This is a genomic window from Rhizobacter sp. AJA081-3 (assembly GCF_017795745.1).
Lineage (GTDB): Bacteria > Pseudomonadota > Gammaproteobacteria > Burkholderiales > Burkholderiaceae_C > Piscinibacter.
The window spans coordinates 4517849-4544680 of record NZ_CP059067.1; the positions used below are offsets into that span (position 1 = coordinate 4517849).

At 70.2% G+C, this 26832-nt stretch carries 28 protein-coding genes; 10 read left to right on the forward strand and 18 right to left on the reverse strand.

Annotated elements, in window-relative coordinates:
- Window positions 1–20: 20 nt before the first annotated feature.
- Window positions 21–581, reverse strand: a complete 561-nt coding sequence (locus tag HZ992_RS21470) for a PKD domain-containing protein (RefSeq protein WP_209383827.1) — start codon at window positions 579–581, stop codon at window positions 21–23.
- 20 nt (window positions 582–601) lie between these two features.
- Window positions 602–2650, reverse strand: coding sequence for a transketolase (tkt, locus tag HZ992_RS21475; protein ID WP_245213152.1), 2049 nt, complete (start codon window positions 2648–2650; stop codon window positions 602–604).
- A gap of 79 nt (window positions 2651–2729) precedes the next feature.
- On the opposite strand from tkt, the gene speD reads away from it, so the two are divergent.
- The 3 genes from speD (at window position 2730) to murU (ending at window position 4528) form a co-directional block, all read left to right on the forward strand.
- Window positions 2730–3128, forward strand: coding sequence for an adenosylmethionine decarboxylase (gene speD, locus HZ992_RS21480; protein ID WP_209383828.1), 399 nt, complete (start codon window positions 2730–2732; stop codon window positions 3126–3128).
- A 70-nt stretch (window positions 3129–3198) separates the two neighbouring features.
- Window positions 3199–3786 carry a hemerythrin domain-containing protein gene (locus tag HZ992_RS21485; protein ID WP_209383829.1) on the forward strand — a complete coding sequence of 196 codons (588 nt, stop codon included), beginning with the start codon at window positions 3199–3201 and terminating at the stop codon, window positions 3784–3786.
- 34 nt (window positions 3787–3820) lie between these two features.
- A complete protein-coding gene (gene murU, locus HZ992_RS21490; RefSeq protein ID WP_209383830.1) occupies window positions 3821–4528 on the forward strand; it encodes an N-acetylmuramate alpha-1-phosphate uridylyltransferase MurU in 708 nt (235 codons plus the stop codon).
- Window position 4529: 1 nt separating this feature from the next.
- Here the strand turns inward: murU and HZ992_RS21495 are convergent, their stop codons facing one another.
- Window positions 4530–5510: a potassium channel beta subunit family protein gene (locus HZ992_RS21495; protein ID WP_209383831.1), complete on the reverse strand. Its 981-nt coding sequence runs from the start codon at window positions 5508–5510 to the stop codon at window positions 4530–4532.
- A gap of 157 nt (window positions 5511–5667) precedes the next feature.
- On the opposite strand from HZ992_RS21495, the gene HZ992_RS21500 reads away from it, so the two are divergent.
- Together HZ992_RS21500 and HZ992_RS21505 are read left to right on the forward strand one after the other, a co-directional pair.
- Window positions 5668–6429: a hypothetical protein gene (locus HZ992_RS21500; RefSeq protein ID WP_209383832.1), complete on the forward strand. Its 762-nt coding sequence runs from the start codon at window positions 5668–5670 to the stop codon at window positions 6427–6429.
- On the forward strand, window positions 6426–7829 hold the full coding sequence (locus HZ992_RS21505; protein WP_209383833.1) for an aminopeptidase P N-terminal domain-containing protein: 1404 nt from the start codon (window positions 6426–6428) through the stop codon (window positions 7827–7829). Before HZ992_RS21500 ends, HZ992_RS21505 begins: the two co-directional genes overlap by 4 nt.
- Here HZ992_RS21505 and HZ992_RS21510 read toward each other — a convergent pair.
- The gene (locus HZ992_RS21510; RefSeq protein WP_209383834.1) at window positions 7774–8304 is read right to left on the reverse strand and encodes a MarR family winged helix-turn-helix transcriptional regulator; all 531 of its coding nucleotides are present in this window, start codon (window positions 8302–8304) and stop codon (window positions 7774–7776) included. The genes HZ992_RS21505 and HZ992_RS21510 overlap by 56 nt on opposite strands.
- 57 nt (window positions 8305–8361) lie before the next feature.
- On the opposite strand from HZ992_RS21510, the gene HZ992_RS21515 reads away from it, so the two are divergent.
- Window positions 8362–8889: a thioesterase family protein gene (locus HZ992_RS21515; protein ID WP_209383835.1), complete on the forward strand. Its 528-nt coding sequence runs from the start codon at window positions 8362–8364 to the stop codon at window positions 8887–8889.
- Between the two features lie 20 nt (window positions 8890–8909).
- The gene (locus tag HZ992_RS21520) at window positions 8910–9323 is read left to right on the forward strand and encodes an LIC_13387 family protein (protein ID WP_209383836.1); all 414 of its coding nucleotides are present in this window, start codon (window positions 8910–8912) and stop codon (window positions 9321–9323) included.
- Here HZ992_RS21520 and HZ992_RS21525 read toward each other — a convergent pair.
- The 9 genes from HZ992_RS21525 to HZ992_RS21565 form a co-directional block, all read right to left on the reverse strand.
- Window positions 9242–10939 (reverse strand): flavin monoamine oxidase family protein, encoded by a 1698-nt coding sequence (locus HZ992_RS21525; protein ID WP_209383837.1) that lies wholly within the window; start codon window positions 10937–10939, stop codon window positions 9242–9244. The genes HZ992_RS21520 and HZ992_RS21525 overlap by 82 nt on opposite strands.
- Complete coding sequence (locus HZ992_RS21530) at window positions 10936–12492, reverse strand: polyamine aminopropyltransferase (protein ID WP_209383838.1); 1557 nt, start codon at window positions 12490–12492, stop codon at window positions 10936–10938. Before HZ992_RS21530 ends, HZ992_RS21525 begins: the two co-directional genes overlap by 4 nt.
- The gene (locus HZ992_RS21535; RefSeq protein WP_209383839.1) at window positions 12485–12709 is read right to left on the reverse strand and encodes a DUF350 domain-containing protein; all 225 of its coding nucleotides are present in this window, start codon (window positions 12707–12709) and stop codon (window positions 12485–12487) included. The genes HZ992_RS21530 and HZ992_RS21535 overlap by 8 nt, the downstream gene beginning before the upstream one ends.
- Before the next feature lie 35 nt (window positions 12710–12744).
- Window positions 12745–14343, reverse strand: coding sequence for a DUF4178 domain-containing protein (locus HZ992_RS21540; RefSeq protein ID WP_209383840.1), 1599 nt, complete (start codon window positions 14341–14343; stop codon window positions 12745–12747).
- 21 nt (window positions 14344–14364) lie between these two features.
- Window positions 14365–15414 (reverse strand): SPFH domain-containing protein, encoded by a 1050-nt coding sequence (locus HZ992_RS21545; protein WP_209383841.1) that lies wholly within the window; start codon window positions 15412–15414, stop codon window positions 14365–14367.
- Between the two features lie 93 nt (window positions 15415–15507).
- On the reverse strand, window positions 15508–16197 hold the full coding sequence (locus HZ992_RS21550) for an exosortase C-terminal domain/associated protein EpsI (RefSeq protein WP_209383842.1): 690 nt from the start codon (window positions 16195–16197) through the stop codon (window positions 15508–15510).
- Complete coding sequence (gene xrtB / locus HZ992_RS21555) at window positions 16194–17072, reverse strand: exosortase B (protein WP_209383843.1); 879 nt, start codon at window positions 17070–17072, stop codon at window positions 16194–16196. The genes HZ992_RS21550 and xrtB overlap by 4 nt, the downstream gene beginning before the upstream one ends.
- Entirely contained in the window at window positions 17069–17956 is an 888-nt protein-coding gene (locus tag HZ992_RS21560) for an EpsD family peptidyl-prolyl cis-trans isomerase (protein ID WP_209383844.1), read from the reverse strand. The genes xrtB and HZ992_RS21560 overlap by 4 nt, the downstream gene beginning before the upstream one ends.
- 202 nt (window positions 17957–18158) lie before the next feature.
- On the reverse strand, window positions 18159–18710 hold the full coding sequence (locus tag HZ992_RS21565) for an FxDxF family PEP-CTERM protein (protein ID WP_209383845.1): 552 nt from the start codon (window positions 18708–18710) through the stop codon (window positions 18159–18161).
- Between the two features lie 142 nt (window positions 18711–18852).
- On the opposite strand from HZ992_RS21565, the gene HZ992_RS21570 reads away from it, so the two are divergent.
- On the forward strand, window positions 18853–20073 hold the full coding sequence (locus HZ992_RS21570) for an FAD-dependent monooxygenase (protein ID WP_209383846.1): 1221 nt from the start codon (window positions 18853–18855) through the stop codon (window positions 20071–20073).
- Window positions 20074–20094: 21 nt separating this feature from the next.
- Here the strand turns inward: HZ992_RS21570 and HZ992_RS21575 are convergent, their stop codons facing one another.
- The 5 genes from HZ992_RS21575 to HZ992_RS21595 all read right to left on the reverse strand — a co-directional run bounded on the left by HZ992_RS21575 (window position 20095) and on the right by HZ992_RS21595 (window position 24633).
- The gene (locus HZ992_RS21575; RefSeq protein ID WP_209383847.1) at window positions 20095–21321 is read right to left on the reverse strand and encodes an ROK family transcriptional regulator; all 1227 of its coding nucleotides are present in this window, start codon (window positions 21319–21321) and stop codon (window positions 20095–20097) included.
- Window position 21322: 1 nt separating this feature from the next.
- Complete coding sequence (locus HZ992_RS21580; protein ID WP_209383848.1) at window positions 21323–21778, reverse strand: RbsD/FucU family protein; 456 nt, start codon at window positions 21776–21778, stop codon at window positions 21323–21325.
- 10 nt (window positions 21779–21788) lie between these two features.
- Window positions 21789–22580, reverse strand: coding sequence for an ATP-binding cassette domain-containing protein (locus tag HZ992_RS21585; protein ID WP_209383849.1), 792 nt, complete (start codon window positions 22578–22580; stop codon window positions 21789–21791).
- Window positions 22580–23539: an ABC transporter permease gene (locus HZ992_RS21590; protein WP_209383850.1), complete on the reverse strand. Its 960-nt coding sequence runs from the start codon at window positions 23537–23539 to the stop codon at window positions 22580–22582. The genes HZ992_RS21585 and HZ992_RS21590 overlap by 1 nt, the downstream gene beginning before the upstream one ends.
- A gap of 95 nt (window positions 23540–23634) precedes the next feature.
- Window positions 23635–24633, reverse strand: coding sequence for a sugar ABC transporter substrate-binding protein (locus HZ992_RS21595; RefSeq protein ID WP_209383851.1), 999 nt, complete (start codon window positions 24631–24633; stop codon window positions 23635–23637).
- Window positions 24634–24858: 225 nt separating this feature from the next.
- Here HZ992_RS21595 and HZ992_RS21600 point away from each other — a divergent pair, with 225 nt between their 5' ends.
- Window positions 24859–25782 (forward strand): carbohydrate kinase family protein, encoded by a 924-nt coding sequence (locus HZ992_RS21600; protein WP_209383852.1) that lies wholly within the window; start codon window positions 24859–24861, stop codon window positions 25780–25782.
- Window positions 25783–25833: 51 nt separating this feature from the next.
- Window positions 25834–26811, forward strand: a complete 978-nt coding sequence (locus HZ992_RS21605; protein ID WP_209383853.1) for an AEC family transporter — start codon at window positions 25834–25836, stop codon at window positions 26809–26811.
- Window positions 26812–26832: the final 21 nt, after the last annotated feature.

Genomic DNA, 26832 nt, shown 5'->3' on the forward strand with positions numbered 1-26832 from the left:
CTGGCAGGTTCGAATCCGGATCAGGGCTTGCAGCCGAGCTGGCCCTTCTTGCTGTTCTCGAAGTAGCTCAGCGAGCCCGGGCAGGCCGCATGGCTGGCCGGCGCGGCCGTGCCGGCCTTGGCCGTGCAGGTGTAGGCGCCGCTCTTCTTGTTCACGCTCTTCTTGTCGAGCTTCCAGCCCTCGGGGCAGCTCGGGGCCGCCGCGGCCGCGGCGACGGCGGGCGCGGGCGCCACGACCTTGACCACGGCCTCCTGGTTCTTGCCCAGGCACTTGAGCGCCGGCAACTTGGTCTTGGGCTCGACCTTCACCGTGTAGCTGCCGGCCTTGGCGTAGCTGTGCTGCACCGCGAGGTTGGCGTCCTTCTCCTGGTTGATCTTCTGGTCCTGCGACGCGCCGTCGCCGAAGTGGATGCGCACGTTGCAGTTCAGGCCGTTGCTGATGTCGAAGGCGGCAGTGATGGTGACCGGCTTGCCCGGTTCGGCCGTGGCCGGGTCGACCTTGACGGACTGCAGCGTCTGCGCGGCCAGCGGGGCCGAAGCGACGACGATGGCAGCGGCGATGAGGAGGCGGATGTTCTTCATGGAATGGTTCCTCTGCGGGTTCAGCGCGACGCCAGGACGGCCCGCACGGTGGTGGCGACGTTCTCGGCGGTGAAGCCGAAATGTTTGAAGAGCACGCCGGCCGGGGCCGACTCGCCATACGTGTCGATGCCGACCACCGCGGCGCAGCCGTACTTCCACCAGCCGTCGGTGACGCCGGCTTCGACGGCCACGCGCGGCAGACCGGCGGGCAGCACCGAGCTCTTGTAGGCCACGCTCTGGCGGTCGAACACACTGGTCGACGGCAGCGAGACCACACGCACCGCGATGCCAATCGCGGCCAGCTGCTGCTGCGCGTGCAGCGCGAGCTGCACCTCGGAGCCGGTGGCGATGATCACCGCCTGTGCCTTCTTCTTCAGTCCCACCTCGCCGGGTTCGGCGAGCACGTAGCCGCCCTTGGCCATGTCGGCCAGGTTCGCCTTCGGCGCGTAGGGCAGGTTCTGCCTCGACAGCAGCAGCGCGCTCGGGCGGTGTGCGTTGACTATCGCGGCGGCCCAGGCGGCGGCGGTCTCGGCGGTGTCGGCCGGGCGCCAGACGTCCAGGCCCGGGATGACGCGCAGCGCGGCGGCGTGCTCGACGCTCTGGTGCGTCGGGCCGTCTTCGCCCAGGCCGATGGAGTCGTGCGTGAACACGTGCACGACGCGCTGCTTCATCAGAGCGGCCATGCGGATGGCATTGCGGCTGTAGTCGCTGAAGGTCAGGAAGGTGCCACCGTAGGGAATGAAGCCGCCGTGCAGCGCGATGCCGTTCATCACCGCGGCCATGCCGAACTCGCGCACGCCGTAGTTGATGTGGCGGCCACCGTTGCTCGCGCCATCGGCGCCGAAGCGCAGCGCAGGCGTCGAGCTGGTGTTGGTGAGGTTGGAGCCGGTCAGGTCGGCGCTGCCGCCGAGCAACTCGGGCAGCGCCTTGGTGAAGGCCTCCAGCGCGATCTGGCTGGCCTTGCGGCTGGCCACCGTCTCGGCCTTGGCATTGGCGGCGGCCAGCGTGTCGGCGACCGTCTGCGCCCAGTTCGCCGGCAGCTCGCCGCGCATGCGGCGGGTGAACTCGGCCGCCTGCTCGGGGAAGGCGGCGCGGTAGGCGTCGAAGCGTGCATTCCAGTCACCCTCGAGCTTCGCACCACGCGCCTTGGCGTCCCACTGCGCGTAGGCACCCTCCGGGATCACGAACGGCTCGTGGCCCCAGCCCAGCGCGACGCGCGTAAGCTTGATCTCGTCGGCGCCGAGCGCCTCGCCGTGCGCCTTGGCGGTGCCGGCGCGGTTCGGCGAGCCCTTGCCGATGGTCGTCTTGCAGCAGATCAGCGTCGGCTTGTCGGAGCCCTTGGCCTTGTCGAGGGCGGCGCTCACGGCAGCGGCATCGTGGCCGTCGACCGCGCGGATCACGTTCCAGCCATAGGCCTCGAAGCGCTTGGGCGTGTCGTCGATGAACCAGGGCGCCACGTTGCCGTCGATCGAGATGCCGTTGTCGTCGTACAGCGCGACCAGCTTGGACAGCTTCCAGGCGCCGGCCAGCGCGCAGGCCTCGTGGCTGATGCCCTCCATCAGGCAGCCGTCGCCGAGGAACACGTAGGTGCGGTGGTCGACCACCGTGTGGCCCGGGCGGTTGAACTCGCCGGCCAGCAGCTTCTCGGCCAGCGCCATGCCCACCGCGTTGGTGATGCCCTGGCCGAGCGGGCCGGTGGTGGTTTCGATGCCCGGCGTCACGCCGACCTCGGGGTGGCCCGGCGTCTTGCTGTGCATCTGGCGGAAGTTGCGCAGCTCGCTCATCGGCAGGTCGTAGCCGGACAGGTGCAGCAGCGCGTAGACGAGCATCGAGCCGTGGCCGTTCGAGAGGACGAAGCGGTCGCGATCGGCCCAGTGCGGGTTGGCCGGGTTGTGGCGCAGGTGGCCGTTCTGCGTCCCCCACAGGGCCACCGCCACCTCGGCCATGCCCATCGGCGCGCCGGGGTGGCCGGAATTGGCCTGCTGCACGGCATCCATCGCCAGGGCGCGGATCGCGTTGGCCATCACGGCCGTCGAGGAAGGGGCGATGGTGGGTGCGAGATCGGCCATGCTGGTCGCTGCGAGCGGGTTGCGGGGGGAGTCGGCCATTTTAGGGCCCGGGCGCGGCAGGCTCCGTATGATCCAGCGCATGCATGGTTTGCACCTCACCGCCGATCTGCACCGCTGCGCCGTGGCGCGGGCCGAGATGACCGATCCGTCGGCCCTGCGCGAGCTCTGCCGGGCGGCGGTGCACGGCAGCGGGCTGACTCCGGTGAATGAACTGTTCCACCGTTTCGCGCAGGCGCCGGGCAGCGCGGAGCCGGCCGGCATCACCGGCGTGGTGCTGCTGGCCGAGTCGCACCTGGCGGTGCACACCTGGCCTGAACTCGGCGCCGTGACGCTGGACGTCTACGTGTGCAACTTCGGCGCCGACAACTCGGCGCGCGCCCACAGCCTGCTCGGCGCCTTGATCGACGCTTTCGCGCCCGCGCGGGTGGAGCGTCACGAACTCGTGCGCGGCGCGCGCACTGCAATGGCACCGACTTGACCGGGCTCAAGCCGGCGCGCGGCCGCGGGTGCGACGCTGGAGCCCTGCCGAAATGGCCTGGAGCCCCGTCATGTCCCACCCTGCCCTGACCATCATCCGCGACGAACACGGCGCGCTGTCGGCGATGCTGCGCTCGCTGTCCATGCTGCTGGCCGAGCACCGCCGCCACGGCTCGCTGCCCGACTTCAGCGTGCTGCGCGCAATGCTGTTCTATGTCGACGAATTCCCCGAGCAGCTGCACCACACCAAGGAAAGCGAACTGCTGTTCCCGAAGCTGCGCGCGCGCTGCCCGGAAGTCGCCCCGGTGCTCGACAAGCTCGACCGCGACCACGCGCGTGGCGAGAAGGCCATCCGCGACCTCGAGCACGACCTGCTCGCCTTCGAGGTGCTCGGCGAGCCGCGCCGCGCGGCTTTCGAGCAGGCGGTGGAGCGCTACATCGAGTTCTACCTGAGCCACATGCGCATCGAGGAAGAAGAGGTGATTCCGCTGGCCGTCAAGAACCTCACCGCGCAGGACTGGGCCGAGCTCGACACCGCCTTCCTCGCCAACCGCGACCCGCTCACCGGCCACGAGCCGACCGACCAGTACCGCCCGCTGTTCACGAAGATCGTGCAGAACACGCCGGCGCCGATCGGCCTGGGGCCCGCGCTGACCTGAGCGCGCCGGCCGGCAGCCGATAGACTGCCCGGCCATGAAAGCCATCATCCTGGCCGCCGGCCGCGGCGAACGCATGCGGCCGCTGACCGACCACACCCCGAAGCCGCTGCTGCGCGTGCGCGGCAAGCCGCTGATCGAGTGGCACCTCGAAGGCCTGGCGCGCGGCGGCGTGCGTGAGGTGGTGGTCAACACGGCCTGGCTGGAGGAGCAGATCGTCGCCTCGCTCGGCGACGGCCAACGCTTCGGCATGGCCATCCGCTACTCGCTCGAAGGCCGCGACCACGGCGGCGCGCTCGAAACCGCCGGCGGCCTGAAGAAGGCATTGCCGCTGCTGGGCGTCTCGGGTGACCAGCCCTTCTGGTACGTCGCCGCCGACGTCTTCGCCCCGGCCTTCGACTTCGGCCCCGCAGCAGCCTCGGCAATCCAGGCCGGCCAGCTCGGCCACTTGTGGATGGTGCCCAACCCGCCGCAGCACCCTGGCGGCGACTTCGGCCTTGCCGACGGCCTGGCCACGGCAGCGGACGGCGGCCCGAGCTTCACCTGGTCGGGCATCGGCCTGTTCCGGCCGACCTTCGTCACCGAGCTGATGGCAGAGCTGCCACTGGGCGAGAAAGCCCGGCTGCGGCCTTATCTCGATGCGTCGATCGCTCAGCGGCGCCTGGGCGCGCGGCGCTGGGAGGGCGGCTGGGCCGACGTCGGCACACCCGAGCGACTGCGCGCGCTCGACGAAGGCACCGGCTGAACTACTGCGCCAGCGGCCGGGTGATCGCGTCGATGCGCGCCAGCCAGTCGGGCGTCAGCTTGTCGACCACCTCCAGCGCACCCAGGTTGCCGCGCAGCTGATCGAGCCGCGAGGCGCCGGTGATCACCGTGCTGACGTGCGGGTTTCGCGCCACCCAGGCGATGGCCAGCTGCGCCACGCTGCAGCCCAGGTCGGCGGCCACGCCCTCGAGCTGGCCCACGGCGGCGTTCTTCGCCCCGTCGGTGAGGCCGGCGACGAGGAAATCCATCCCCTGCAGCGCGCCGCGGCTGCCCGCCGGCACGCCGCCTCGGTACTTGCCGGTGAGCAGGCCCGAGGCCAGCGGGCTCCAGGTGGTCAGGCCCAGGCCGATGGATTCGTACAGCGGCGCGTACTCCTGCTCCACGCGCTGGCGGTGGAACAGGTGGTACTGCGGCTGCTCCATTACCGGCTTGTGAAGGTGGTGGCGCTCGGCGATGTCCCAGGCGCTGCGGATGTCGGCCGCGCTCCACTCGCTGGTCCCCCAGTAGAGCGCCTTGCCCTGCGTGATCATGTCGCTCATCGCCCGGACCGTCTCCTCGATCGGCGTGTTCGGGTCGGGCCGGTGGCAGAACACCAGGTCGATGAAGTCGAGCTTCATGCGGCCGAGCGAACCGTCGATGGCTTGCATCAAGTACTTGCGGTTCAGCGTGTCGCGGCGGTTGACGGCGTTGCCCTCGCGGTCAAGGCCCCAGAAGAACTTGGTCGAGACGACGTAGTTCAGCCGCGGCCAGTTCAGCGCTCGGATCGCCTCGCCCATCACGACCTCGCTGTGGCCGCGCGCATAGGCTTCGGCGTTGTCGAAGAAGTTGACGCCGGCATCCATCGCAGCGGCGAGCATCTCCTGCGCCGCCTTGGTGTCGACCTGGTTGTGGTACGTGACCCAGGAGCCCAGCGACAGCAGGCTGACTTGCAGGCCGGAGCGGCCGAGGCGTCGGTATTGCATGGTGGCTTCCAAGGGACGGGAGGGCGCATGGTAGTCATTCGCCGGCCCGACCGTTCGTTCGGCACGATCGACCGTTCGCCCCGGCCGGCCGTGCATTTTTCACGTGGCGCCGCCGCAAGGCTTTGATTTGCGAGCCGAACTGGCTAAGGTGCGTGCTGTGAACCTGCTCTCCGCCGTGCTCACCCTGCCGATGGCGATGGCTGCTTGCGCGGCCACGCATTACCTGGCCTCGCGCGCCGTGAAAGCGGTGATGTGGTCGGTCTCGCCCTTGTCCACCGGCGAACCGCAGGCCTTCACCTACGAACGCAACGTCTACTTCACCGCCGACGCCGGCGCGATGCAGATCGTCGGCGCCGTGCTGGCCGCCGGCGTGGTGGTGTGGCTGGGCGGTGTGACGGGCTGGACCTGGCTGAGCGCGCTGGGCGTGCTGGCCTGGGCCGGAGCGTTCGCGTTCGACCTGCGCCGCTGGGAACGCGTGGCGGTGAGCGCGAACAACCTGTGGTTCCAGCGCGGCCTCGGGCAGAAGGTTCACCAGGTGGCCTTCGAGAACATCCGCGACGTCCACGTGGAGGAGCGCGATGCGCGAGGCTTCACGCTGCGCCACGGCACCCGCAACCGCGTCTGCCGGCTGCAGGTGCGCATGAAGGACAAGCGCGTCGTGGCACTGCCCAAGACCGACGCGCACAGCGGCCTGGCCGACGTGGAATCGGTCGCCAACCAGCTGCGCCAGCGGCTGCGCAACCTGGAAGACCGCGAATCGGTGAAGCGCGCCGAGGCCTCCGGCCACCAAGCCGCGCAGGCGGTGGCGCAGGCCCCTGCGGCCGGCGACGACGACATCCGGCGCGCCTTGCGGCGGCTGCGCGCCGGCGCGCTCGCGCCCGACGTGCCGAAGGCGGTGAAGTTGCCGAACGAGTCATGAAGCGCGGCGCCGCCGCGAGCCCGGAGGTCTGTGCCCTGCGCCGTACCCGCCTGGCCGAGCAACTGGCCCGGCACGGCGGCGGCGTCGCCGTGCTGCCCACTGCACCCGAGCGGCCGCGCAGCGGCGACAGCGACCACCCCTATCGCCACGACAGCCACTTCCACTACCTGACCGGCTTCGACGAGCCACAGGCCTGGCTGCTGCTGGACGCCAGTGGCCGCAGCACGCTGCTGTGCCGCGAGAAGAACACCGAGCGAGAGATCTGGGACGGCCACCGCGTCGGCCCCGAAGCGGCTCCGGCCACGCTGGGCGTGCACGATGCGCATCCCGTCGAGGCACTCGACAAGCTGGCCGCGGAGCGCCTGGCCAACGCCAGCGCCGTGTGGTTCCCGTTCGGGCTGCACGACGGGCTGCAGGCACGCGTGGACGGCTGGCTCGCCGAGTTGCGCACGCGCGAGCGCAGCGGCGTGCAGCCGCCGGCCATGCAGCGCGACCTGTCGCCGCTGCTGTCGGAGATGCGGCTCGTCAAGGACGAGTCCGAGCTGGGCACGATGCGCCGCGCCGCGCGCATCTCCGCCGGTGCGCATGCGCGGGCGATGCGCTACTGCGCCGAGCACTTTCGCGGCGGCAGCGCCGGCCTGCCGGAATACCGCATCGAGGCCGAGCTGCTGCACGAGTTCCGCCGCCATGGCGCGCAGGCGCCGGCCTACGGCTCCATCGTCGCGGCAGGCGCGAACGCCTGCGTGCTGCACTACGCCGCGGGCGACGCCGAATTGCGCCCCGGCGAGCTGTGCCTGATCGACGCCGGCTGCGAGCTCGACGGCTACGCCAGCGACATCACCCGCACCTTCCCCGCCGACGGCCGCTTCAGCGCCGCGCAGCGTGAACTCTACGAGCTGGTGCTGGCCGCGCAGCAGGCCGCCGTGGCCGCCACGCGCCCCGGCGCGCGCAAGCAGGACGCCCACTGGGCCGCAGTGCGCGTGCTCTCGCAGGGCATGCTCGACTGCGGCCTGCTCGACCGCCGCAAGGTCGGCGATGTCGACGCGGTGATCGACAGCGCCGCCTACCGCGCCTTCTACATGCACGGCACCGGTCACTGGCTGGGTCGCGACGTGCACGACGTTGGCGACTACCTGGCCGCCGACGAAGACCCGGTGGAGCAGCCCGACGGCCTGGGCGGGCGCGTCGTCAAGCGCCCCTCGCGCGTGCTGCAGCCCGGCATGGTGGTGACGATCGAGCCGGGCCTGTACGTGCGGCCGGCCGAGGGCGTGCCCGAGCGCTACTGGAACATCGGCATCCGCATCGAGGACGACGCCGTCGTCACCGCGAGCGGCTGCGAGCTGATCAGCCGCGACGTGCCGGTGGACGCGCGCGAGATCGAGGCACTGATGCGGGCGTGAGCGTCGGCGCGTCGCGCAGCGCCTCGAGCTGCGCCGAGACGCGCTGCATCACCGCGGTGACGAGTTCGAGCTCGGCCTCGCTGGCGCCGGCCACCATCGCCGCCACCACCTGCGACTGCAGCTGCAGCGTCTGTGCGGCCAGTGCCTGCCCGGCCGGCGTGAGCTGCAGGCGCTTGACGCGCGCATCGGCCGCGTCGGCCTCGCGGCGCACCCAGCCGCGCGCCTCCATCTGGGTGAGCAGCATGCTGACGCCGCTCTTGGCGACGAAGCAGCGCGCCGCCAGCGCCTGCTGCGTGATGCCCGGCGCGGTGGCCAGATTGGCCAGCACCTCGTGCTCCGCGACGCGCACGCCCAGTGCCGCCAGGCGCGCCGTCATCACCGCGTCGCACAGGTTGTAGGCACGCACCACGGCCAGCCAGGACTGGGTGCCGTGCGGGGAGGAGCGCTTCTTCGCAGTGGTCTTTGCAGTCGCCATGCAATTCGTTCAGTCTTGAACTATACTGTTCAACATTGAACCAATTCTACCGTGACCATGAACCTCTACCTGCGGCTCCTCTGGACCCTGCTGCGCGCCTGGCGCTCGCCACGCCTGGTGCTCGGCCAGACGCTGGAGCGCACGCTGCGCGTGCTGCCCAACGACCTGGACGTGAACGGCCACATGAACAACGGCCGCTACCTGACATTGATCGACCTGATGCTGGTGGAGTACTTCGTGCGCACCGGCTTCGCGCGGGCGATGCTTCGGCGCGGCTGGCGGCCGATGGCCGGCGGCTCCTTCATCACCTACCGGCGCGGCCTGAAGCCGCTGCAGACCTACACGCTGCGCTTTCGCCTGGACGGCGGCGACGCGCACTGGAACTACATGCGCTTCGAGTTCATGCGCCACGGCCGTGTCTGCGCCGCCGGCTACATGAAGGGCGCCGCGGTGGCGCGCGACGGGCTGGTCCCCAACGCCTTGTCATACGCGGCGATCGGCCTGGCCGTGCCCGACAGCACCGTGCCCGAGCCGGTGCGCCACTGGCTGGCGGCCGAACACGGCGTGATGAACGCGGCCTGGTAGGCCAGAAACGGAGACCCGCCATGCTGCCCCAGACCCTCATCGTCGCCGGCGCCCTGATCTTCGGGCTGCTCGGCACCATGCACCTGGCCTACACCTTCTTCACCGGCCTGTTCTCGCCGCGTGACGCCGCCACCGAGGCGTCCATGAAGCTCACCCATCCGCGGCTCACCCGGCGCACCACGCTGTGGAAGGCCTGGGTCGGCTTCAACGCCAGCCACAGCCTGGGGGCGATGCTGTTCGCGGCGGTGTACCTGCTGCTCGCGCTGGCGCACATGGACTGGCTGCGCGAAGCCCCGACGCTGGTCTGGCTGGCCGCGGTGGGCGCGCTGGCCTACCTGGCGCTGGCCGTGCGCTACTGGTTCCGCACGCCGCTGATCGGCATCGCGCTGGCCAGCACCTGCTTCCTCGCCGCCGCCATCGCGCTGAGCGTCTGAGCCGCCGCCCGGGTGCCTTGGAAGAAGGCTTCCTCGAACACCGAGTAGGCCGACAGATCGGCATGCGCAAAGTGCACGCGTGCGCCGCGGGGCGGTGCCTGCAGCGCCTGCAGCGCCGCGTGGCCGCGCAGGCCCGGCACCGGGATGCTCATCGCGTGGCCGTAACGCATCAGGTCGATCTGGGTCACGCGCTGCGGCAGGTCGGGATGCGCCTGCGCCAGGTCGGCGATCACGCGCTCGGCCCAGACCGGCGCCGACTCGCCGAGCAGGCGCTGCCGGGCATCGCGCAGCTGCGCTTCGTCGTTGCCACCGAGCGCCCAGTAGGCGCTGTACACCGTCGGCCCGGGATGCGCGCGCAGGCTCTGGTGCATCGCATCGACATACCCGAGCGCCGCGCTGCCGTAGAGCACGTTGTCCCATGACGGCGGCGCGCCGCCGCGATCCAGCGGCGGCCGGTCGCATTGCAGGTTGGCGACCAGCCAGGGCGCCTGGCGCATCGCTGCCACGGCTGCCGGCAGCGCCGGCGGCGGGCTCTCGAAGAGGCGCAGCGCGACGAACAGCGGCAGAGCGAGCACGAGCTGCGGCGCGCTCCAGCGCTCGACGCGCTGCTCGCGCTCGTTCCACAGATCGAGCACGACCTCGTCGCGGCGCTCCTCGACGCGCATCGCCACGCAGCCCATGTGCAGCCGCTCGCGATGTGGCGCTGCCAGCCGCTCGGCCAGCCAGCCGTTGCCTTCGGGCCAGGTGAGCACGCCCTCGCGTTCGGCCTCGCCGCTGCCGGGGGCATGGAAGCCGTGGCGGCTGGCGAAGTAGTGGATGCCGGCCCAGGCTGACACCTGCGCGGCGCCGGCGCCGTAGTCGTCGCGGCAGCAGTAGTCGAGGTACCAGCGCAGCGCGGGGGCGTCGAAGCCCTCCCGGCCGAGCCACTGCGCGAACGGGATCGCATCGAGCGCGGCGAGGGCCGGCGTCCACGCCGCGTGGGCGGTGGGCATGCGGAAGGCGCCGCCCTGCGCGGCGCGGTCGACCGCTTCGGCAAAACGCCGGTACTGCGCCAGCGTGCGCTCGCGCTCGGCGGCCGGGAGTGCCTCCACCGGCGGCAGCAGGCCTTCGTGCCAGGTGCCATCGATGAACAGGCGCTCCTGCGGGCTGTGGCACAGGTGGCGCTCGTCGTAGACGGGGCGGCCCATCACGCTGCGGCGCAGCCCCAGGTCCTCGAGCAGTTCGATCAGCGCCGTGTCGTGCTCGCCCGGCAGTGGCAGGTAGTGCGCGCCAAGCGGGCAGCCCATGCCAGCCATCGTGTGGCCGCGGCTGTTGCCGCCGGCAGTGTCTTCCAGCTCGAAGAGCTGCACGTCGTCGATGCCGGCACGCACGAGTCCGCGCGCGGCAGTGAGCCCGGCGATGCCGGCACCGACCACCAGCACGCCCGCGCGGCGGGTCACGGCCGGCGCGGGCAGGCGCCCGCTCTTGGCCTCGCGCAGCCGATGGCCACGCTCGTGGCCGGCGCCGACCCAGCGCGCGGTGGCCGCAGCCTCGTCGCGGCGCGCGCAGCCGACGATCGCCGCGCCGGCCAGCCCGGCCGCGCCGGCCAGCCAGCCACGGCGGCTCAGCCCGCTCATTGGTGCACCTTGCCCCACTCCTGCTCGAACAGGTGCACGAGCAGCTGGTTCGACAAGCGGTTCGGCTCGGCCGGCACGCGCGCCATGTCGGGCGGGAAGTTGAACAGCGCCGGCAGCCCGTCGAGACTCAGGAAACGCAGCCCCGCGGGCAGCGCGGTCGGCAAGCGCCAGGGCCTTCGGCTCGCGACGATGAAGCCCCATTCGCCGAAGCTCGGCACATGGGCGTGGTAGCCGGTGGCGGCGAGGCCGGTGGCCTCGATCGTCGCGGCGACGGTCCAGAAGCTGCGCCGCGCGATCAGCGGCGAGGTGGTCTGCACCACCGCATAACCGCCGGCCGCCAGGTGCTCGTCCAGCCGCTGGTAGAAGGTGGTGGTGTAGAGCTTGCCGATGGAGAAGTTGGTCGGGTCGGGAAAGTCGACCACGATCACGTCGAAGTGGCCGGGGTTCGCCTCCAGCCACGCGAACGCATCGGCGTTCACGATGCGCAGCTTCGGCGAACGCAGCGCGTCGCCGTTGAGCGCGCGCAGCATCGGCGCGGTCGAGAACAGCTCGGTCATGTGCGGGTCGAGCTCGACCAGCGTGACCGCCTCGACGCTGTCGTACCTGAGCACCTCGCGCACCGCCATGCCGTCGCCGCCACCGAGCACCAGCACCTGCTTGGGCGCGCCGTGCGCGGCCATCGCCGGATGCACCAGCGCCTCGTGGTAGCGGTACTCGTCGCGCGAGTGGAATTGCAGATTGCCGTTGAGGAACAGCCGCACACCGGCCCCGCCCGATGTGACGACGACACGCTGGTAGGCGCTGTTCTCGGCGTAGACGATGGCGTCGCCGTAGAAGCGATCCTCGGCCCAGCGGGTGATGCGGTCGGCACCGGCGAATGCCAGGCCCAGCGCCGCCACGGTGAACACGCAGGCCAGCGCGTGCAGGCGCGGCGCGCGCAGCTCGCCGCGGAACAGCCACAGCGTCCACAGCGCCACCGCGGCGTTGAGCAGGCCGAAGAACAGGCCCGTGCGGATCAGCCCGAGCTGAGGCACCAGCAGCAGCGGGAAGGCGATGGCCACCGCCAGCGCGCCGAGGTAATCGAAGGTGAGAACCTGCGAGACCAGGTCCTTGAGCGCGTAGCGGTCGCGGAAGTGCCGCTTGAGGATGCGCATGACCAGCGGGATCTCCAGCCCGACCAGCGTGCCGACGACCAGCACCAGCCCGTACAGCGCGAAGCGGAACGAGCCCGCCGCCACGCTGTGCAGAGCGAACAGCGAGGCCGGCAGCAGCCCGCCGATCAGCCCGACGAGCAGTTCGATGCGCAGGAAGTGGCCCACCAGCTGCCGCTCGAGGAAGCGCGACAGGTACGAGCCCACGCCCATGGCGAACAGATAGGTGCCGATGACGGTGGAGAACTGCAGGACGGAGTCGCCCAGCAGGTAGCTGGCCAGCGCACCGGCGGCCAGCTCGTAGAGCAGCCCGCAGGCCGCGACGACGAAGACCGAGGCGAGCAGCGCGACTTCGGCCGGGCGGATCGAGGCCGCCGGCGTCGCGCCCTCGCCGTCAGCCATGGATGGCCGCGGCGACGATCTGCCCGATGGCCAGCGCCGTGGCGCCGACGACGATGGCCAGCGCGACGTTCTTCTTCTCGACGATCTCTTCCCACAGCTTGTAGGGCGTGAACTTGTCGACGATGACGAAGCAGATCCAGAAGATCGCCACGCCGATCACGGCGTAGAGCATGGACCCGAAGAAGATGCCCGGCTTCAGCCACTCGATGCCCATCATGTCGTTGCTCCTCGTTGTCTGTCAGTGTGACGCGTTCACTTGTGGCTGCCGCCGCTGGACCAGCCGCCGAACGAGCCGCCGCCCGTGCGCCCGCCGCTGCTCGAGCTGCGCACGCAATTCTGGTACTCCGCCGAGGCTTCGCCGTAGGTGGCGCGGACCTGGCTGCAGTCGCGGCTGTCGTCGCAGCGGAACAGCATCAGCAGGATCACCACCACGAACACCCAGAAGAACGCCTTGGCCAGCAGCGACGAGGCGTTGCCCGAGGTCGGCAGGGCATCGCGCTGGAACGACGCGCTCTTTTCCGGCGCGAGCTTGAAGGCTTTCAGCACCGCGTCGGCGGTCAGCGTTTCGCCTGCGGACCAGATCACTTCCTGGTCGCCGCCCTGGCCCGTCTGCTCGCGATTGAGCCGCCGCGTGCCGAAGGCACCGGTGCCCATGTAGTCGGTATTGGAGGTCTTCGCGTCGCGCTCGAGCTTCCAGTAGAACTCGCCGAGCACATAGGTGGCCTTGCCGGCGTAGTCGTACAGCTTGCGGTACAGCACGCCCTGGTATTTGACGCCGTCGCCGGCACGCTCGGGCACGCCGGTGATCGGCGCCGACCAGCTCCAGCCGTCTTCGGCATCGACGAGGAAGGCGAAGCCCTCGCTGCGGTGGTACAGCAGGTACTCGCGCCAGAAGCTCTGTTCGTCGTCGTCGCCCGAGGCGATCTCGCAGCGCTCGGCATAACCCACCACCTGCCAGGGCAGCGCCTTCTTGTCGCCCGGCTTCGTCGACAGCGCCAGCGTGCCGGTGCTGCCCAGCGGGATCTGAGGTTCGCTGCCGTTGTCCTGAGCGTAGTGCTTGAGATCGCCGCCAACGCCCTGCGACACGTCGACCACCGCGTGGCAGTTGAAGCAGACGATCGACTGCGTGGTCGAGAGCTTCACCTCCAGCGCGGTGCCGCAGCTCGGGCATTCGACGCCGCGCGCCTTCAGCGTCTTCTCGCTGGCCTCGGCCAGCCCGGTCATCGCCAGCTCGCTGATCGCCACCGAGCGGCCGACCGACCACTTCGGCACCGCCGGGTCGCCGTAGTCGAGCGTGGCCACTTCGTCGCGCGTGTTGCGCAGGTCGGCGACGACGAAGCCGCGCTCCAGGTTGGGCTTGAAGGGCAGCTCGCCCTGCGCGGCGATCAGCTTGGCGGCTGCCACCGAGGCAACCGACCAGGCCATGCCGGCCACCCGCAGCGACTGCCCGACGCGGAGAGTCTCGGCGGCCGGCGCCGCACCGTCCAGCGGCGCGTCGAACGAGAAAACGTAGCGGCCGTTGTCCTCGCTCAGCCAGCCGGAGCGGCCGTTGTCGAACAGGGCATGCCACTCGTTCCAGGTGCCCTCAGCGTAGCGGTACTGCAGCCGGCCGACCAGCGTGAACGGCGCGCCCTGGTGGCGGCCGGCGGCGCCGAGCTGCAGCGGCGAGTGGTCGTCGAACAGCTCGGCGCTCTGGCCGATGCGCCGCAGCGCCTCGCCGTCACGGACGATGGTGCTGCGGCAGAAGCTGCAGACCGCGAACGCGGACGCCGCCGAGCGGAACTCGACGGGCGCGCCGCAGTTCGGGCACGCGGCACGGTAGCCGCGCTGGGGGCTGGCTTCGGAGGCCAAGGCGACGGAGCGGCGTCGCGCCTAGACGAGCTTCTTCAGCAGCTCGGCCTTCTTGGCTTCGAACTCTTCCTGGGTGACGATGCCCTTGGACTTCAGCTCGGCCAGCTTCTCCAGCGTGGCCATCACCTCGTCGGGCTTCACGCCCGCCGGGGCCGCGGCCGCTGAGGCGGCCTGCGCCGCCCCGCCCTGCAGGCCCTGCGAAAGCTGCTGCGCCATCACCTGGCCGAGCGCTACGCCAGCACCCAGGCCCATGGCATCGCCGACCACGCCGCCACCGCCGCCGGCACCTGCCGCGCCTTCCGCGAACTTCGGGATCGCCTGCGCGGTCTGGTACTGCATGAATTTGCCCATGTCGCCGCCGACCATGCCCATGCCGATCTTCTGGTCGAGGATCTTCTGCAGTTCCTCGGGCAGCGAGACGTTCTGCACCGTCACCGCCTCGAGCTTGAGGCCGAGTTTCTCGAAGGCCGGCGAGGTGGCCTGCTGCAACTGGTTGGCGAATTCGATCTGGTTGGCCGCCAGGTCGAGGAAGGCGATGCCGCTGCTGGCCACTGCGTCGGAGATGTGCTGCAGCATCGTCGCGCGCAGCTGGCCGTCGAGCTCGGCGACCGTGTAGGCGTCGCGCGTGCCCGAGATCTCGGTGTGGAACAGCTTCGGGTCGGCGATACGGTAGGCGTAGTTGCCGAAGGCGCGCAGGCGCACGGCACCGAAGTCCTTGTCGCGGATGGTCACCGGCTGCGTCGTGCCCCAGCGCTGATCGACCTGCTGGCGCGTGCTGAAGAAGTACACGTCGCTCTTGAACGGGCTCTTGAAGAGCTTGTCCCAGTTCTGCAGGTAGGTCAGCACCGGCAGCGTGGCGGTGGTCAGCGTGTAGCGGCCAGGGCCGAAGACATCGGCCACCTTGCCTTCGTTGACGAACACCGCCATCTGCGACTCGCGCACCGTCAGCGAGGCGCCGTTCTGAATCTCGAGGTCCTGCATCGGGTAGCGCCAGGCCAGCGTCCCGTCGCCCGCCTCCGTCCACTCGATGATGTCGATGAACTGTTTCTTGATGAAATCCATCAGCGCCATGCTTCCCTCCCAGGTAGGACATTGACCGATCGCCCGACGCGGCTCCACGCGGGTGCGCGCATCATAGTGTGAGGTCCGGCACGTGCCGAACGATCAGGCGGGATGGCGCAACCCCAGCACGAAATCACGCCGGTCGGGCGCCAGCGCGCGCGCCAGGTCGGCGGCGAACTCGCCGTGCAGCGCGTAGGCACGCTCGGCCTGCGGGTCGATCGAGGAGATCCTCACCAGCACGCCCTCGGCATCCTGCCGCTGCAGTGCGCGGCGCAGGCGTTCGCCCCAGGGCAGCACGGTGGCCTCGCCGGCCTGGCCGCCGACCACCGTCCAGTAGGTGATGGGTTCGGGCCGGCCGGGCATCTCGGCGACCAGCCTCGTCACCGGCAGCGTGCGTTCGCCGACCTGAAGACGAGCCGCGCTGAGCTCGCCGACACGGAACCCGCCGGCGCGGTAGCAGACCTCCGGCCGGTGCAGCTGCATGTCGGAAGACTGCGCGCCGAGGTAGGCGAGCGACAGCATGATGCGCTGGCCGCTCGGGTGCAGGAAGGTGCGTTCGAGCACCTGGTCGTAGATGGCGGTCTGGCGGCCGCGGCGGTCGGCGGCACGCACGAACGAGGCGGCGTCGCGGTCGAGGGTCCAGACGCCAAAACCTGCCGGTACCAGGTCGTCCAGCGCCGGGCCGGTGTGCGCCGGCGCGCCGCGCTGCGCCGGGCGAAGCCAGGTGGCGAGCAGCGCGCTGGCGCCCATGCCGGCGGCCAGCACCACTGCCTGGCGGCGGCCGGCATTCATCGCGCCACCTTCCTGGCGGCGAGCAGGCGGCCGAGCAGCGCGTCGGCGCCCATCACCAGCACGAGCGCCACGACGAACAGCACCATGCCGGCGAAGCCATGCAGGAAGCCCTGCCCCGCGGCGTCGCCGAGGTGGTAGGTGACGAGCGCCAGCACCATCACCCGGACCACGTTGGCGCAGAAGGCGATCGGCACCACCAGCACCGCCAGCAGCGTGTTGCGCAGTGCCGAACTGTGGTTCATCAGGCTGGCGTAGAGCAGGCCCATGGCCTCCAGCGTGAACATCGTCTGCAGGCCGGCGCAGGCCTCGTTGACGAGCAGCTGGTACTGGCCGATCGTGATCACCACGCCCGACAATCCGATCGGGTAGCCCACCAGCGACAGCAGCTGCGCCGCCAACGCCGACACCGCAGCCTTCATCGGGCCGGTGACCGCAAGCACCAGCGCAAACGGGAGCGGGATCGCGAAGATCAGGAAGAAGAACGCGAACCACACGAGGCGCAGCGCCGCGAAGCCCCGGAAGTACAGCAGCAGGGCGGCCGGCAGCATCATCATCGACACCAGCTCGAGCCGGAAAACGCCGAGCAGCCTGCCCGAGACGTAGGCCAGCAGTGCCAGCACGAACAGGGCGGCGCCGGCGCGCGGCGCCGCCGGCGACTGCAGCGCGGCGAGGGCCTCGCGCTGGCGGACCACCAGCCAGGCCGAAATCGCCAGGATCAGCGGTTCGTGGCCCTGGGTCTGCATGTCCCAGGTGCCGTGTGACCAGTCCCAGACCAGTGGCACGGCCATCGCCAGCATGCCGGCGAGCAGCACCAGCATCACGGCCGGGTCGATGCCCAGCCACACGGCTCGGCGCGGCGCGGCCCACTCGCTCATCGCGCGGGAGGTGCCGACGCGGCGTTCTCGCCGCCCTTGGCGAAACCGCCCAGGTACTCGATCTTGGCCTTGCCGCGCAGCTCCTTCATGGCCTGCGAAACGGCTTCGCTCCTGCGATCCTTGGCGAGGTAGGCGCCGATGGCATTGAGCGCCAGGCGGCGTTCGACGGGAGCCTTGTGGGCCTCCAGCACGGTATAGATGCGCACGGTGCTGCCTTGCGCGAAGTAGCCCGAGCGCCCCGGCTCGAGGCGCGACAGGGGCTCGAGAAGTTTCTGCGGCAGGTCTTCGGCGGCCATCGCGATGGCGCGCGAGCTGCTGCGCACGCCCGCCTGCTGCAGCAGCGAGGCGACGTCGTCGGCCGACTGCGCCAGCGACACCTTCGCGGGCAGGCCGCCGAGCTGGTCCGGCGTGCCCTCCAGGCTGGTTTCCTGAAGGATGTAGAGGCGGCGCTGCGCGAACAGCTCGGGGTGCGCCTCGTAGTAGCGGTCGATCTCTTCGGTCGAGGGGTTGGACACCTTCGCCGCGATCGACTCCTGCCACGCCAGGGCAAGCAACTCGCGGCGCGCCGCCTCGAGGCTTTGCACGACGCGGGGATCCTTCTCGAGAGAGACATCGCGCGCCGCCTGCGCGGCCAGTTCCTGGTCGATGAGGCCCTCCAGCACGCGTGCCGTGGCGGTCCCGCCGGCGTCGGCGGCCATCAGCCGGGGCTGGCGCTGCAGCACCGACTGGACCTGATGAACCGAGATCTCGCCCTTGTTCACGGTGGCGGCAATCTGGGTGTCGGACTTGCGCTCGCCCCCGCCACAACCGGCGAGCAGCACGGCACTGGCGCCCAGCGAACAGAGCGCGGCGCGGCGTGGCGAGAAACGAAACAGGGTGGACATGGGAGCGATACCCGCAGGACTTGAGAATGGAAGCACAGGCCGAAGAGGCTAACCCAGCGTGGCCGTCGAGGCGGAATTCCGAGCGCCGGGTCAGGGTTCGATTCCGTGACGCGCTGCGCAGCGGCGTCGACATCGGGCGACGCGACGCCCCAATGAAACAGCGGGCCCGAGGGCCCGCTGTGCTGGCTGACGAGGGGCTCGTTCAGCTTTGCTTGCGGCGACGGACCATGGCGCCGATACCGACCAATCCGATCAGCATCATTGCGTAGGTCTCGGGCTCCGGAGCCGGCGAGGCCACGGTAGCACGCGAGGTCGACAGCAGCCCGAGGTAGCCGACGGGCGCGTTCCACAGGCCCGGATCGCGGCTCACGGTGGACGCGACGGCGAGCGTGTAGGCCCCGGCCGCGAGCGAACCGAAGCTGAAGTAACCGGCGGAGTAGTCGGCACCGACCAGGCTGCCAGTGGACTGCCCGGCGTACGACGCGCCCGAGAACAGCGACACTCCGGTCACGTCGATGTCCAGCTTGTTTAGCCAGGCATCCAGCTCAATCACGCCGCCGAACGAATTGGCAGCGGACGACAGCGCGAAGCTGTAGCAGTCCAGGTAGCTGCCGGCCCGGGAAAAGGACTGGCCGAAAAGGGCGGATCCCGGCGGCCCGAGGTTGCCGAGGGGGCTGCCCCCGGTGCAGGTGGCGGCCATCGCCGGTGCGGAAAGCACCAGTGCGACGGCAGCGGCGATCGATTTCAGATTCATAGGACTCCCTGACGTAGTGACTGATCGGTGGGCCCTGCTCGCACCCGCCAACTCTTTGAGAACGGTGCCATCATGCGGGCGCACCCCTCGCCGCGCTACCCCGTGCACGGGGGGATCCAGGGCACCGAATGCGCACAAAGCGATGACATCCATCAACTCCTCGACAGCTCTGCCGGTGCCGGGAACACGACACCTCGCCGTGGTTGGCGCGGGCCCCGTGGGCCTGGCACTCGCCATCGACGCCTCGCGGCGCGTGCCGGACGCCCACATCACGTTGTTCGACAGCCGCGCGATCGAGAAGGATGTCACGCCAGACCCGCGAACCTTGGCGATGTCGCTGGGCAGCGTCCAGTGGCTCGAGCGCCTGGGTGCCTGGCCGGCAGAGGGCGTTCAGCCCATTCTCGAAGTCAGTGTTTCGCAGCAGCCACCTTCGGCACCCCCCCTGTTCGCGGGGGTGTTCGGCGAGCCCGAGGTGCGCATCTCGGCGCGCGAACAGGCGGTGCCGATGCTCGGTGCGGTGCTGAGCTACGGGCGCATCGTCGGCACGCTGCAGGCCGCGTGGCTCGAGCAGCAGCGCCGGGAGCCCGGTCGGCTGCACTCGCGGTTCGGCACGCCCGTCGCCGGTTTGAAGAACATCGCCGGGGGCGTCGAGCTGGACGCCGGCTTCGTCGATCGTTTCGACCTCGTCGTGGTGGCGGAAGGCGGTGTCTTCGCAGACCAGGCGCGCAAGGCGGTGAGCCGCGACTATCACCAGTGCGCGTGGGTCGGCACGGTGGAGCTGTCGCCCGATGCACCCGTCGGCGTGGCCTACGAGCGTTTCACGCGCAACGGCCCGGCCGCGCTGCTGCCGTTGACGGGCCAGCGGGCGTCGCTCGTCTGGTGCGTGGGCACCGACGACGATCCCGTGGCCGGCCTCGACGATGCCCAGCGCCTGGCCGTGCTCAACACCATCTTCCCGGCGGCGGTGGGCAGCTTGCGTTCTGTCTCACCGCTGAAGCGCTTCCCCCTCGGCCTGAATGCCGAACGCACGCTCACCGACGGACGCATCGTGCGCATCGGCAATGCAGCCCAGACCCTGCATCCGGTGGCCGGCCAGGGTCTGAACCTCGGGCTTCGCGATGCCGCAGAGCTGGTGCAGCTGCTGCAGCGCGACGGCGACATCGACACGGCGCTGCGCAAGCTCGAGTGGCAGCGCGCCCCAGACCGCTGGACGCTGATCGCGACCACCGACTTTCTGGCGCGCAGCTTCACCTGGCGGCTGCCGGGGGCGGGCGCGGCACGCGGGCTGGGCCTGGCGGCGCTGCAGGCGCTCGGGCCGGTCAAGTCGGCCCTGGCGCGGCAGATGATGTTCGGCCGGCGCTGAGGGGCCGACTCGTCGTACCAATCAGGCCTCGAGCTTCAGGAAGAGGTCGCGGTCGGGCGCGAAGTTGGCGTACAGCGGTAGCAGTGCGCCACCGATGGCGCGGGCGTCGGAGCCGATCGTGCCGGCCAGCAGCGCGGGCCGCGCCACGCCCTCCCAGCTGTGGCGGTCCAGCGCCGGCTCGACGGCGGCGATCAGCCGCGCACGCAAGGTGGGGTCGAAGGAGCCGTCGATGATCACGCCCTCGAGGTCGAGCAGGCAGGCCGCGCTGTTGATCGTCAGCGCGATGGCCGGCGCCGCTTCGCGCAGCCAGGTCTCGGTCTGCGCGAGCCAGGGCGGCTGCAGCGCACGCCCGTCGACCGCGGCGGCGGCCTCCAGACCCTTGGCAAGGTAGAGCGATTCAAGGTTGAACAGCGAGGCCACGCTGAGCAGCTGCGCCGGGCGGCTGCTCGCATCGCCGTGCGCCAGGCCCAGAGGCATCGAGCCCACCGCTCCGGCGTTGCCGCTGACGCCGCCGCGCAGGTGGCTGTCGAGCACCAGGCCACCGCCGATGAAGGTGTCGACGAAGACGTAGAGAAAACTCCGGATGCTGCGGCCGCGCCCGGCCACGAGCTCCGCCACGCAGGCGGCGGCGGTGTCCTTGACGAACACCACCGGCAGCTCGGTCATCGACATCACGCGCTCGCGGATGTCGATGGCCGCCCACTTGGCCGCCTTGCCCGGCGCGATGCCCAGCAGCTCCTGCCAGCCGCCCAGCGACAGCGGCGCTGCAATGCCCACGCCGTGCAGCCGCTCGCGCAGCGCGGCGGGCAGCGTCTGGCGCAGCTGGCGCAGCCGCTCGTCGATGGCGTCGAACAGCGTATCGGGGTCGGGGAAGTCGTAGCTCAGGCTCAGACGCTCGCGCACCTGCCCGCCGAAGTCCACGAGCAGCATGTCCATGCTGCGCCGTCCGATCTTGATGCCGATGGAGAAGGCACCCTCGGGGTTCAGCGCCATCGGGACCGAGGGCTGGCCGACCTTGCCGCGCACCGGCTCGAGCTTGCGCACCAGGCCATCGGCCTCGAGCCGCGCGATGATGATCTGCACCGTCTGCGCGGTAAGGTGCGTGAGCCGCGCGATCTCCGCCTTGGGCAGGCTGCCGTGCAGGCGGATCGCCTGCAGCACCACGCGCTCGTTGAACTGGCGCATGCCGACGTGGTTCGAGCCGCGCGGCCTCAGCTTCGTGTCATGGCCGGGCGTACTGCGTTGCATGTCAGGCCCTCAACGCCTCGGCGATCACGCCCTTCTTGAAGATGAAGTTCGCCCAGCCCTGCAACTCGCCGGTCTGCACCACCGCGAAGGCGCTGCGCACGCGCTCGTAGAACGCGAAGCGCTCCATCGCCTCGCACTGATCGGGCCGTGCGCCGCTCGTCGTGCCGATGCTCACGATCACCTCGCGCTGCACGGCCGAGCGGTAGCCGTCCGGCTCGCCGCCCACCTGCATGAAGGCGACCGGGCAACGCACCATGTCGTCCAGCGGCAGCAGCGAGAGCACCGCCTCGGCCGTGCGCTGCACCCCCACGCCGGGCAGGCGGATCAGCGTCTTGCCAGCGGCCAGCGAGGCCGCGGTGAAGTTGGCGTCGGCCAGCACGATCTCGTCGCCATGGCCCATCTCGGCGAGCACCTTCAGCAGTTCGGGGCTCAGCAGCGGGTCGATGTTCTTCAGCATGGCAACGGCATCAGTGAGCCAGGCACTCGGCGGGAATCTGTTCGGGCGGCATCGCGCCGGTCATCACCGCCACAGTGTCGCTCATGCTGATCTTCTTCGGGTTCAGCACCGCGGCGCGGCGGCCCAGGCGGGCCACGTGGATGCGGTCGGCGATCTCGAACACATGGGGCATGTTGTGCGAGATCAGGATCACCGGCAGGCCCTTGTCGCGCACACGGCGGATCAGCTCGAGCACCATGTTGCCCTCCTTGACGCCCAGTGCCGCGGTCGGCTCGTCGAGGATGACCACGTGCTCGGCGAAGGCCGCGGCACGAGCCACGGCCACGCACTGGCGCTGGCCGCCGGACAGCGTCTCGACCGCCTGCGTCATCGAGCGGATACCGACTTTGAGATCGTTCATGCGGGCGATGCTGATCTCGAGCATCTTCTTCTTGTCGAGCATGCGCAGCACGTTGCCGGCGAAGCCCTCGCGGCGGATCTCGCGGCCGAGGAAGAGGTTCTCGGCGATGGTCATCGCCGGGGCCACGGCCAGATCCTGGTAGACCGTCTCGATGCCTTCGCGGCGCGCGTCGATCGGGCCCTTGAAGTGGATGGTCTTGCCGTCGAGCTGGATCTCGCCTTCGTCGGGGATGGTGGCTCCCGACAGGCACTTGATCAGCGAGGACTTGCCGGCGCCGTTGTCGCCGATGACGGCGAGGATCTCGCCGGCACGCAACTCGAAGTCGGCGCCGTCCAGCGCGGTGACCTGGCCGTAGCGCTTCACCAGGCCCCTGGCCTGCATGACGATCGGTGCGGATGCCATCAGCGGCCTCCCTTGCGCGAGAGTTGATCGACGGTGACCGCCAGGATCACGAGGATGCCGGTGATCAGCACCTGGTAGACGGAGGAGACGCCCATCAGCGTGAGTCCGTTGCGCAGCACGCCGACGACCACCGCACCGATCAGCGAGCCGAGCACCACACCGCGGCCGCCGAACAGGCTTGTGCCGCCGAGCACGACCGCGGTGATGGCGTCGAGCGCCTCGGTCTGCCCGGCGTTCGGGTCGCCCACGCCGGTGCGGGCCACCGCCAGCAGCGAGGCGATGCCGTAGAAGACGCCCGACAGCGCGTACACGCCGAGGATCACGCGCTCGGGCGGGATGCCCACCAGCCTTGTCGCCTCGGGGTTGTTGCCCACCGCGTAGACGTGGCGGCCCGACGGCGTCTCGCGCAGCCAGAACCACACGCCGAGGTAGAGCAGGATCATCAGCACGGTGCCGTAGGCGACGTTGGCGCCGCCCAGCGGAAAGGTACCGCCCAGCCAGGTCATCAGGGCCGGCACCTCGGTGACGGTCTGCGAGCCGGAGTAGAGCTGGGTGATCGCGAAGGCGATGTTGAACACGCCCAGCGTGACGATGAACGGCGGCAGCTTGACGCGCGTGACCAGCAGGCCGTTGAGCAGTCCGAACAGCGTCGTGACGCCGATGCCGGCCAGGATGGCCACCGGCGCCGGCAGTCCGAGGTCCGCAGCGATCTTGGTCATGACGATGCTGCCCAGCGCCATGATCATCCCGCACGACAGGTCGATGCCCGCAGTCAGGATGATCAGGGTCTGGCCGATCGCGATCACGCCGACGACCATCACCTGCTGCAGGATCAGAGAGAAGTTCTCGCCGCTGAAGAACCGGTCGGTGGTCAGGCCGAAGATGACGCAGGCGATGAGCAGCGCGATGAACGGGCCGAGCTGGCCGATCGGCGGCAGTTTGCTCTTCAGGGTGTCCACGTGGGTCCTTCCTGGGTGAGGGATGCGGCGGCCCGGCCCCGGCGCGGTCGACGCGCCGGGCGCCGCCACCCGGAGACTTCAGGATCGTGGGGAGATTACTTCTTGCCCCAGCACAGGTCCATGCCGACCTTGGTGTCCTTGCTGTCGACACCGGCCACCGGCTTGCTGGCGATCAGCGTGACACCGGTGTCGGTGTAGCCGGCCTTGACCTTCTTGCCGCTCTTGGCGTACTCGACGCCGGCCTCGACGCCCATCGACGCCATCTTCAGCGGGTACTGCTGGGAAGTCGCGGCGATCTTGCCCGCGGCCACGTCCTTCACGCCATCGCAGCCGCCGTCCACCGACACGATCATCACGCCCTTGTCCTTGCCGGCCTTCTGCAGTGCGTTGAAGGCACCGGCGGCGGCCGGCTCGTTGATCGTGTAGACGAGGTTGATGTCCGGGTTCTTCTGCAGGCAGTTCTCCATCGCCGTCTGGCCCTTGGCGCGGTCACCGAAGCTGTCGGCCATGCAGACCACCTCGGCCGGCTTGGCGAGCTCGTTGTTCTTGGCGTCGAAGCTCTGCAGGCCGAAGCCCTGCAGGAAACCGTTGTGGCGCTGCGCGCCGACCGGGTGGCCGGGGAAAAGGTCGAGCGTGGCGATCTTCACCGGCTTGCCGCCCATCGCCGCCTTGGCGTACTGGCCGATCAGCACGCCGGCCTTGTAGTTGTCGGTGGCGAAGAGGGCATCGGTGGCCTCGGCCGGGTCGGTCGGGCTGTCCAGCGCGATGACCTGCACGCCCTTTTCCTGCGCCTTCTTGATGGCCGGGATGATGGCCTTCGAGTCGCTCGGGGTGATCAGGATGGTCTTGGCGCCGGCGGCGATCATGTTCTCCATCGCGGTCACCTGCCCGGCGTTGTCTCCGTCGGCCTTGCCCGCGCCCGACAGCAGCTTGGCGCCCTTGGCCTTGGCGGCCTCGGTCGCGCCTTCCTTCATCTTCACGAAGAAGGGGTTGGTCTCGGTCTTGGTGATCAGGCCGATGACGGGTTGCGACTGGGCCTGGGCGAGGCCGGCGGCCATCAGGGCGGCGAGCAGGGTGGCGTGCTTGAGTTGCATCGAGAGTCTCCTGGGCAGTTCGTCTGCGTGGGTTTGGGTTCGGCAGTCGGCACTCTGTGGCGCCGCGCGGCCCGGGGTTCCGGGTTGAGTGAATTCTCGGCGACGTCGATTAATAAATCAAGTTGATTGATTAATGGAAAACCCGGATGCTCGCGGCGGCGCCTTGCGGGATGCTCGCGCTCCAGTCCGGCGGCGCGCCGGTCCCGACCGCCCCAGGAGAAGACGATGTTCGTGGTCTGTGGAGAAGCCCTCTTCGACGTGTTCGCCACCGGCGACACGCCCACCGGCATGGCGATGGACGCCCGCGTCGGCGGCTCGCCCTTCAACGTGGCCGTGGGCCTGGCGCGGCTGGCACAGCCGGTGTGCTTCCTGTCGCAGGTGTCGCGCGGCTTCCTCGGCGAGCGGCTGATGCGCGCACTGGCCACCGAGGGTGTGCAGACCGCCACGGTGCAGCGCTCCGATGCGCCGACCACGCTGAGCCTGATCGGCCTCGACCCGAAGGGCGTGCCCTCGTATTCCTTCTACGGCGAGGGCTGCGCCGACCGGTTGCTGAGCAGCGACGCGCTGGTCGCCCTGCCCGCGGGCATCCGGGCCATCAACTTCGGCTCCTATGCCACTGTCGTGGGCGAGACGGCGGCCACGCAGCGCATGCTGGTCGAACGCGAGCAGGGCCGTGCCCTGATTGCCTACGATCCGAACATCCGCCTGAACGTCGAGCCTTCGCTCGACGTGTGGCGCACGCAGATCGACTGGATGCTGCCGCGCACGCAGCTTCTCAAGGTGAGCGACGAGGACCTGCGCCTGGTCTGGCCCGGCGTCGAGCCGGCGGACTTCGCGGCGCGCGCGCTGGCGCAGGGCGCGAAGCTCGTCGTCGTGACGCGCGGCGGCGAAGGCGCCAGCGGCTGGACGGCCGCAGGGCGCGTCGACGTGCCGCCGGTGGCGGTGCAGGTGATCGACACCGTCGGCGCCGGCGACACCTTCCAGGCCGCGCTGCTGACCTGGCTGGCCGAGCGCGACGCGCTGTCCGCGCCGGCCCTGACGGCGCTGTCGAAGGATGCGCTCGGGGAAGCGCTGGGCTTCGCGGCGCGCGCCGCCGCCATCACCTGTTCGCGCCGCGGCGCCGACATGCCGCGCCGCGCAGAGCTGTAGCGACTCGACCGAGCGTCATCTCCGGCGCCGGCTGGCCCATACTCGCCGCGCATGTCGACGCTCGTCTTCTTCAAGCTGGTGGCCATCTTCGTGGTGGTGGCGCTGGGCTGGGTCGTTGGCAAGGCGGGCTGGCTGGGCCAGAACGATCCGGCGCGCACCCTGGCCAACGCCGCCTACTACATCTTCGTGCCGGCGCTGCTGTTCCGCACCACCGCGCGCATCGACCTGCAGGCCATGCCCTGGGGCACGGTGATCGCCTTCTTCGTGCCCGTGCTCACGCTGCTGATCGGCGTCTACCTGTGGGAGCGGCGCGCCAACCGCCATGGTTCGCTGCCCGCCGCCGCTCCCAGCGTGCGCGCCATCTCGGCCACCTTCGGCAACTCGGTGCAGGTGGGCATCCCGTTCGCGGCGGCGCTGTTCGGCGAGGCCGGCCTGGCCATCCACGTGGCCCTGGTGAGCCTGCACGCGATGACGCTTCTGACCGTGCTTACCGCGCTGGTCGAGCTCGACCTGGCGCGGGCGCGGCGCACGGCCGGCCACTCGAATGCGCACCTGCTCAAGACGCTCGGCCGGACGCTGCGCAACACCATCGTCCATCCGGTGGTGCTGCCAGTGATCGCCGGGCTGGCGTGGAACCTGGCCGGCCTGCCGCTGCCCACCGTGGCCGACGAGATCCTCGCCACGCTGGCGCAGGCCGTCGTGCCGCTGTGCCTGGTGCTGATCGGCATGTCGCTGGCCTACTACGGCGTCAAGGGTGCAGCGCGCGGCGCAGTGGTCATCAGCGTGCTCAAGCTGATGGTGCTGCCGGCCATGGTGCTGGCGATGGCGCACTGGGGCTTCGGACTGAGCGGCCTGCCGCTGGCCGTGGTGGTGATGATGGCGGCGCTGCCGGTGGGCAGCAACGCGCTGATCTTCTCGCAGCGCTACGAGACGCTGGAGGCCGAGGCCACGGCCGCCATCGTGTTCTCCACGCTGGGTTTCGTGATGACGGCCTCGGTCTGGCTGGCTGTGCTGGCCTGGCTGGGCTGACCTGTTCCGGGATAATCGAGC

Excerpts from the sequence above, each read along its gene's own strand:
- HZ992_RS21470 (WP_209383827.1), bottom strand. The coding sequence starts at position 581 with ATGAAGAACATCCGCCTCCTCATCGCCGCTGCCATCGTCGTCGCTTCG.
- tkt (WP_245213152.1), bottom strand. The coding sequence starts at position 2,650 with ATGGCCGATCTCGCACCCACCATCGCCCCTTCCTCGACGGCCGTGATG.
- speD (WP_209383828.1), top strand. The coding sequence starts at position 2,730 with ATGCATGGTTTGCACCTCACCGCCGATCTGCACCGCTGCGCCGTGGCG.
- HZ992_RS21485 (WP_209383829.1), top strand. The coding sequence starts at position 3,199 with ATGTCCCACCCTGCCCTGACCATCATCCGCGACGAACACGGCGCGCTG.
- murU (WP_209383830.1), top strand. The coding sequence starts at position 3,821 with ATGAAAGCCATCATCCTGGCCGCCGGCCGCGGCGAACGCATGCGGCCG.
- HZ992_RS21495 (WP_209383831.1), bottom strand. The coding sequence starts at position 5,510 with ATGCAATACCGACGCCTCGGCCGCTCCGGCCTGCAAGTCAGCCTGCTG.
- HZ992_RS21505 (WP_209383833.1), top strand. The coding sequence starts at position 6,426 with ATGAAGCGCGGCGCCGCCGCGAGCCCGGAGGTCTGTGCCCTGCGCCGT.
- HZ992_RS21510 (WP_209383834.1), bottom strand. The coding sequence starts at position 8,304 with ATGGCGACTGCAAAGACCACTGCGAAGAAGCGCTCCTCCCCGCACGGC.
- HZ992_RS21515 (WP_209383835.1), top strand. The coding sequence starts at position 8,362 with ATGAACCTCTACCTGCGGCTCCTCTGGACCCTGCTGCGCGCCTGGCGC.
- HZ992_RS21520 (WP_209383836.1), top strand. The coding sequence starts at position 8,910 with ATGCTGCCCCAGACCCTCATCGTCGCCGGCGCCCTGATCTTCGGGCTG.
- HZ992_RS21525 (WP_209383837.1), bottom strand. The coding sequence starts at position 10,939 with ATGAGCGGGCTGAGCCGCCGTGGCTGGCTGGCCGGCGCGGCCGGGCTG.
- HZ992_RS21530 (WP_209383838.1), bottom strand. The coding sequence starts at position 12,492 with ATGGCTGACGGCGAGGGCGCGACGCCGGCGGCCTCGATCCGCCCGGCC.
- HZ992_RS21535 (WP_209383839.1), bottom strand. The coding sequence starts at position 12,709 with ATGATGGGCATCGAGTGGCTGAAGCCGGGCATCTTCTTCGGGTCCATG.
- HZ992_RS21545 (WP_209383841.1), bottom strand. The coding sequence starts at position 15,414 with ATGGCGCTGATGGATTTCATCAAGAAACAGTTCATCGACATCATCGAG.
- HZ992_RS21550 (WP_209383842.1), bottom strand. The coding sequence starts at position 16,197 with ATGAATGCCGGCCGCCGCCAGGCAGTGGTGCTGGCCGCCGGCATGGGC.
- xrtB (WP_209383843.1), bottom strand. The coding sequence starts at position 17,072 with ATGAGCGAGTGGGCCGCGCCGCGCCGAGCCGTGTGGCTGGGCATCGAC.
- HZ992_RS21560 (WP_209383844.1), bottom strand. The coding sequence starts at position 17,956 with ATGTCCACCCTGTTTCGTTTCTCGCCACGCCGCGCCGCGCTCTGTTCG.
- HZ992_RS21565 (WP_209383845.1), bottom strand. The coding sequence starts at position 18,710 with ATGAATCTGAAATCGATCGCCGCTGCCGTCGCACTGGTGCTTTCCGCA.
- HZ992_RS21570 (WP_209383846.1), top strand. The coding sequence starts at position 18,853 with ATGACATCCATCAACTCCTCGACAGCTCTGCCGGTGCCGGGAACACGA.
- HZ992_RS21575 (WP_209383847.1), bottom strand. The coding sequence starts at position 21,321 with ATGCAACGCAGTACGCCCGGCCATGACACGAAGCTGAGGCCGCGCGGC.
- HZ992_RS21580 (WP_209383848.1), bottom strand. The coding sequence starts at position 21,778 with ATGCTGAAGAACATCGACCCGCTGCTGAGCCCCGAACTGCTGAAGGTG.
- HZ992_RS21585 (WP_209383849.1), bottom strand. The coding sequence starts at position 22,580 with ATGGCATCCGCACCGATCGTCATGCAGGCCAGGGGCCTGGTGAAGCGC.
- HZ992_RS21595 (WP_209383851.1), bottom strand. The coding sequence starts at position 24,633 with ATGCAACTCAAGCACGCCACCCTGCTCGCCGCCCTGATGGCCGCCGGC.
- HZ992_RS21600 (WP_209383852.1), top strand. The coding sequence starts at position 24,859 with ATGTTCGTGGTCTGTGGAGAAGCCCTCTTCGACGTGTTCGCCACCGGC.
- HZ992_RS21605 (WP_209383853.1), top strand. The coding sequence starts at position 25,834 with ATGTCGACGCTCGTCTTCTTCAAGCTGGTGGCCATCTTCGTGGTGGTG.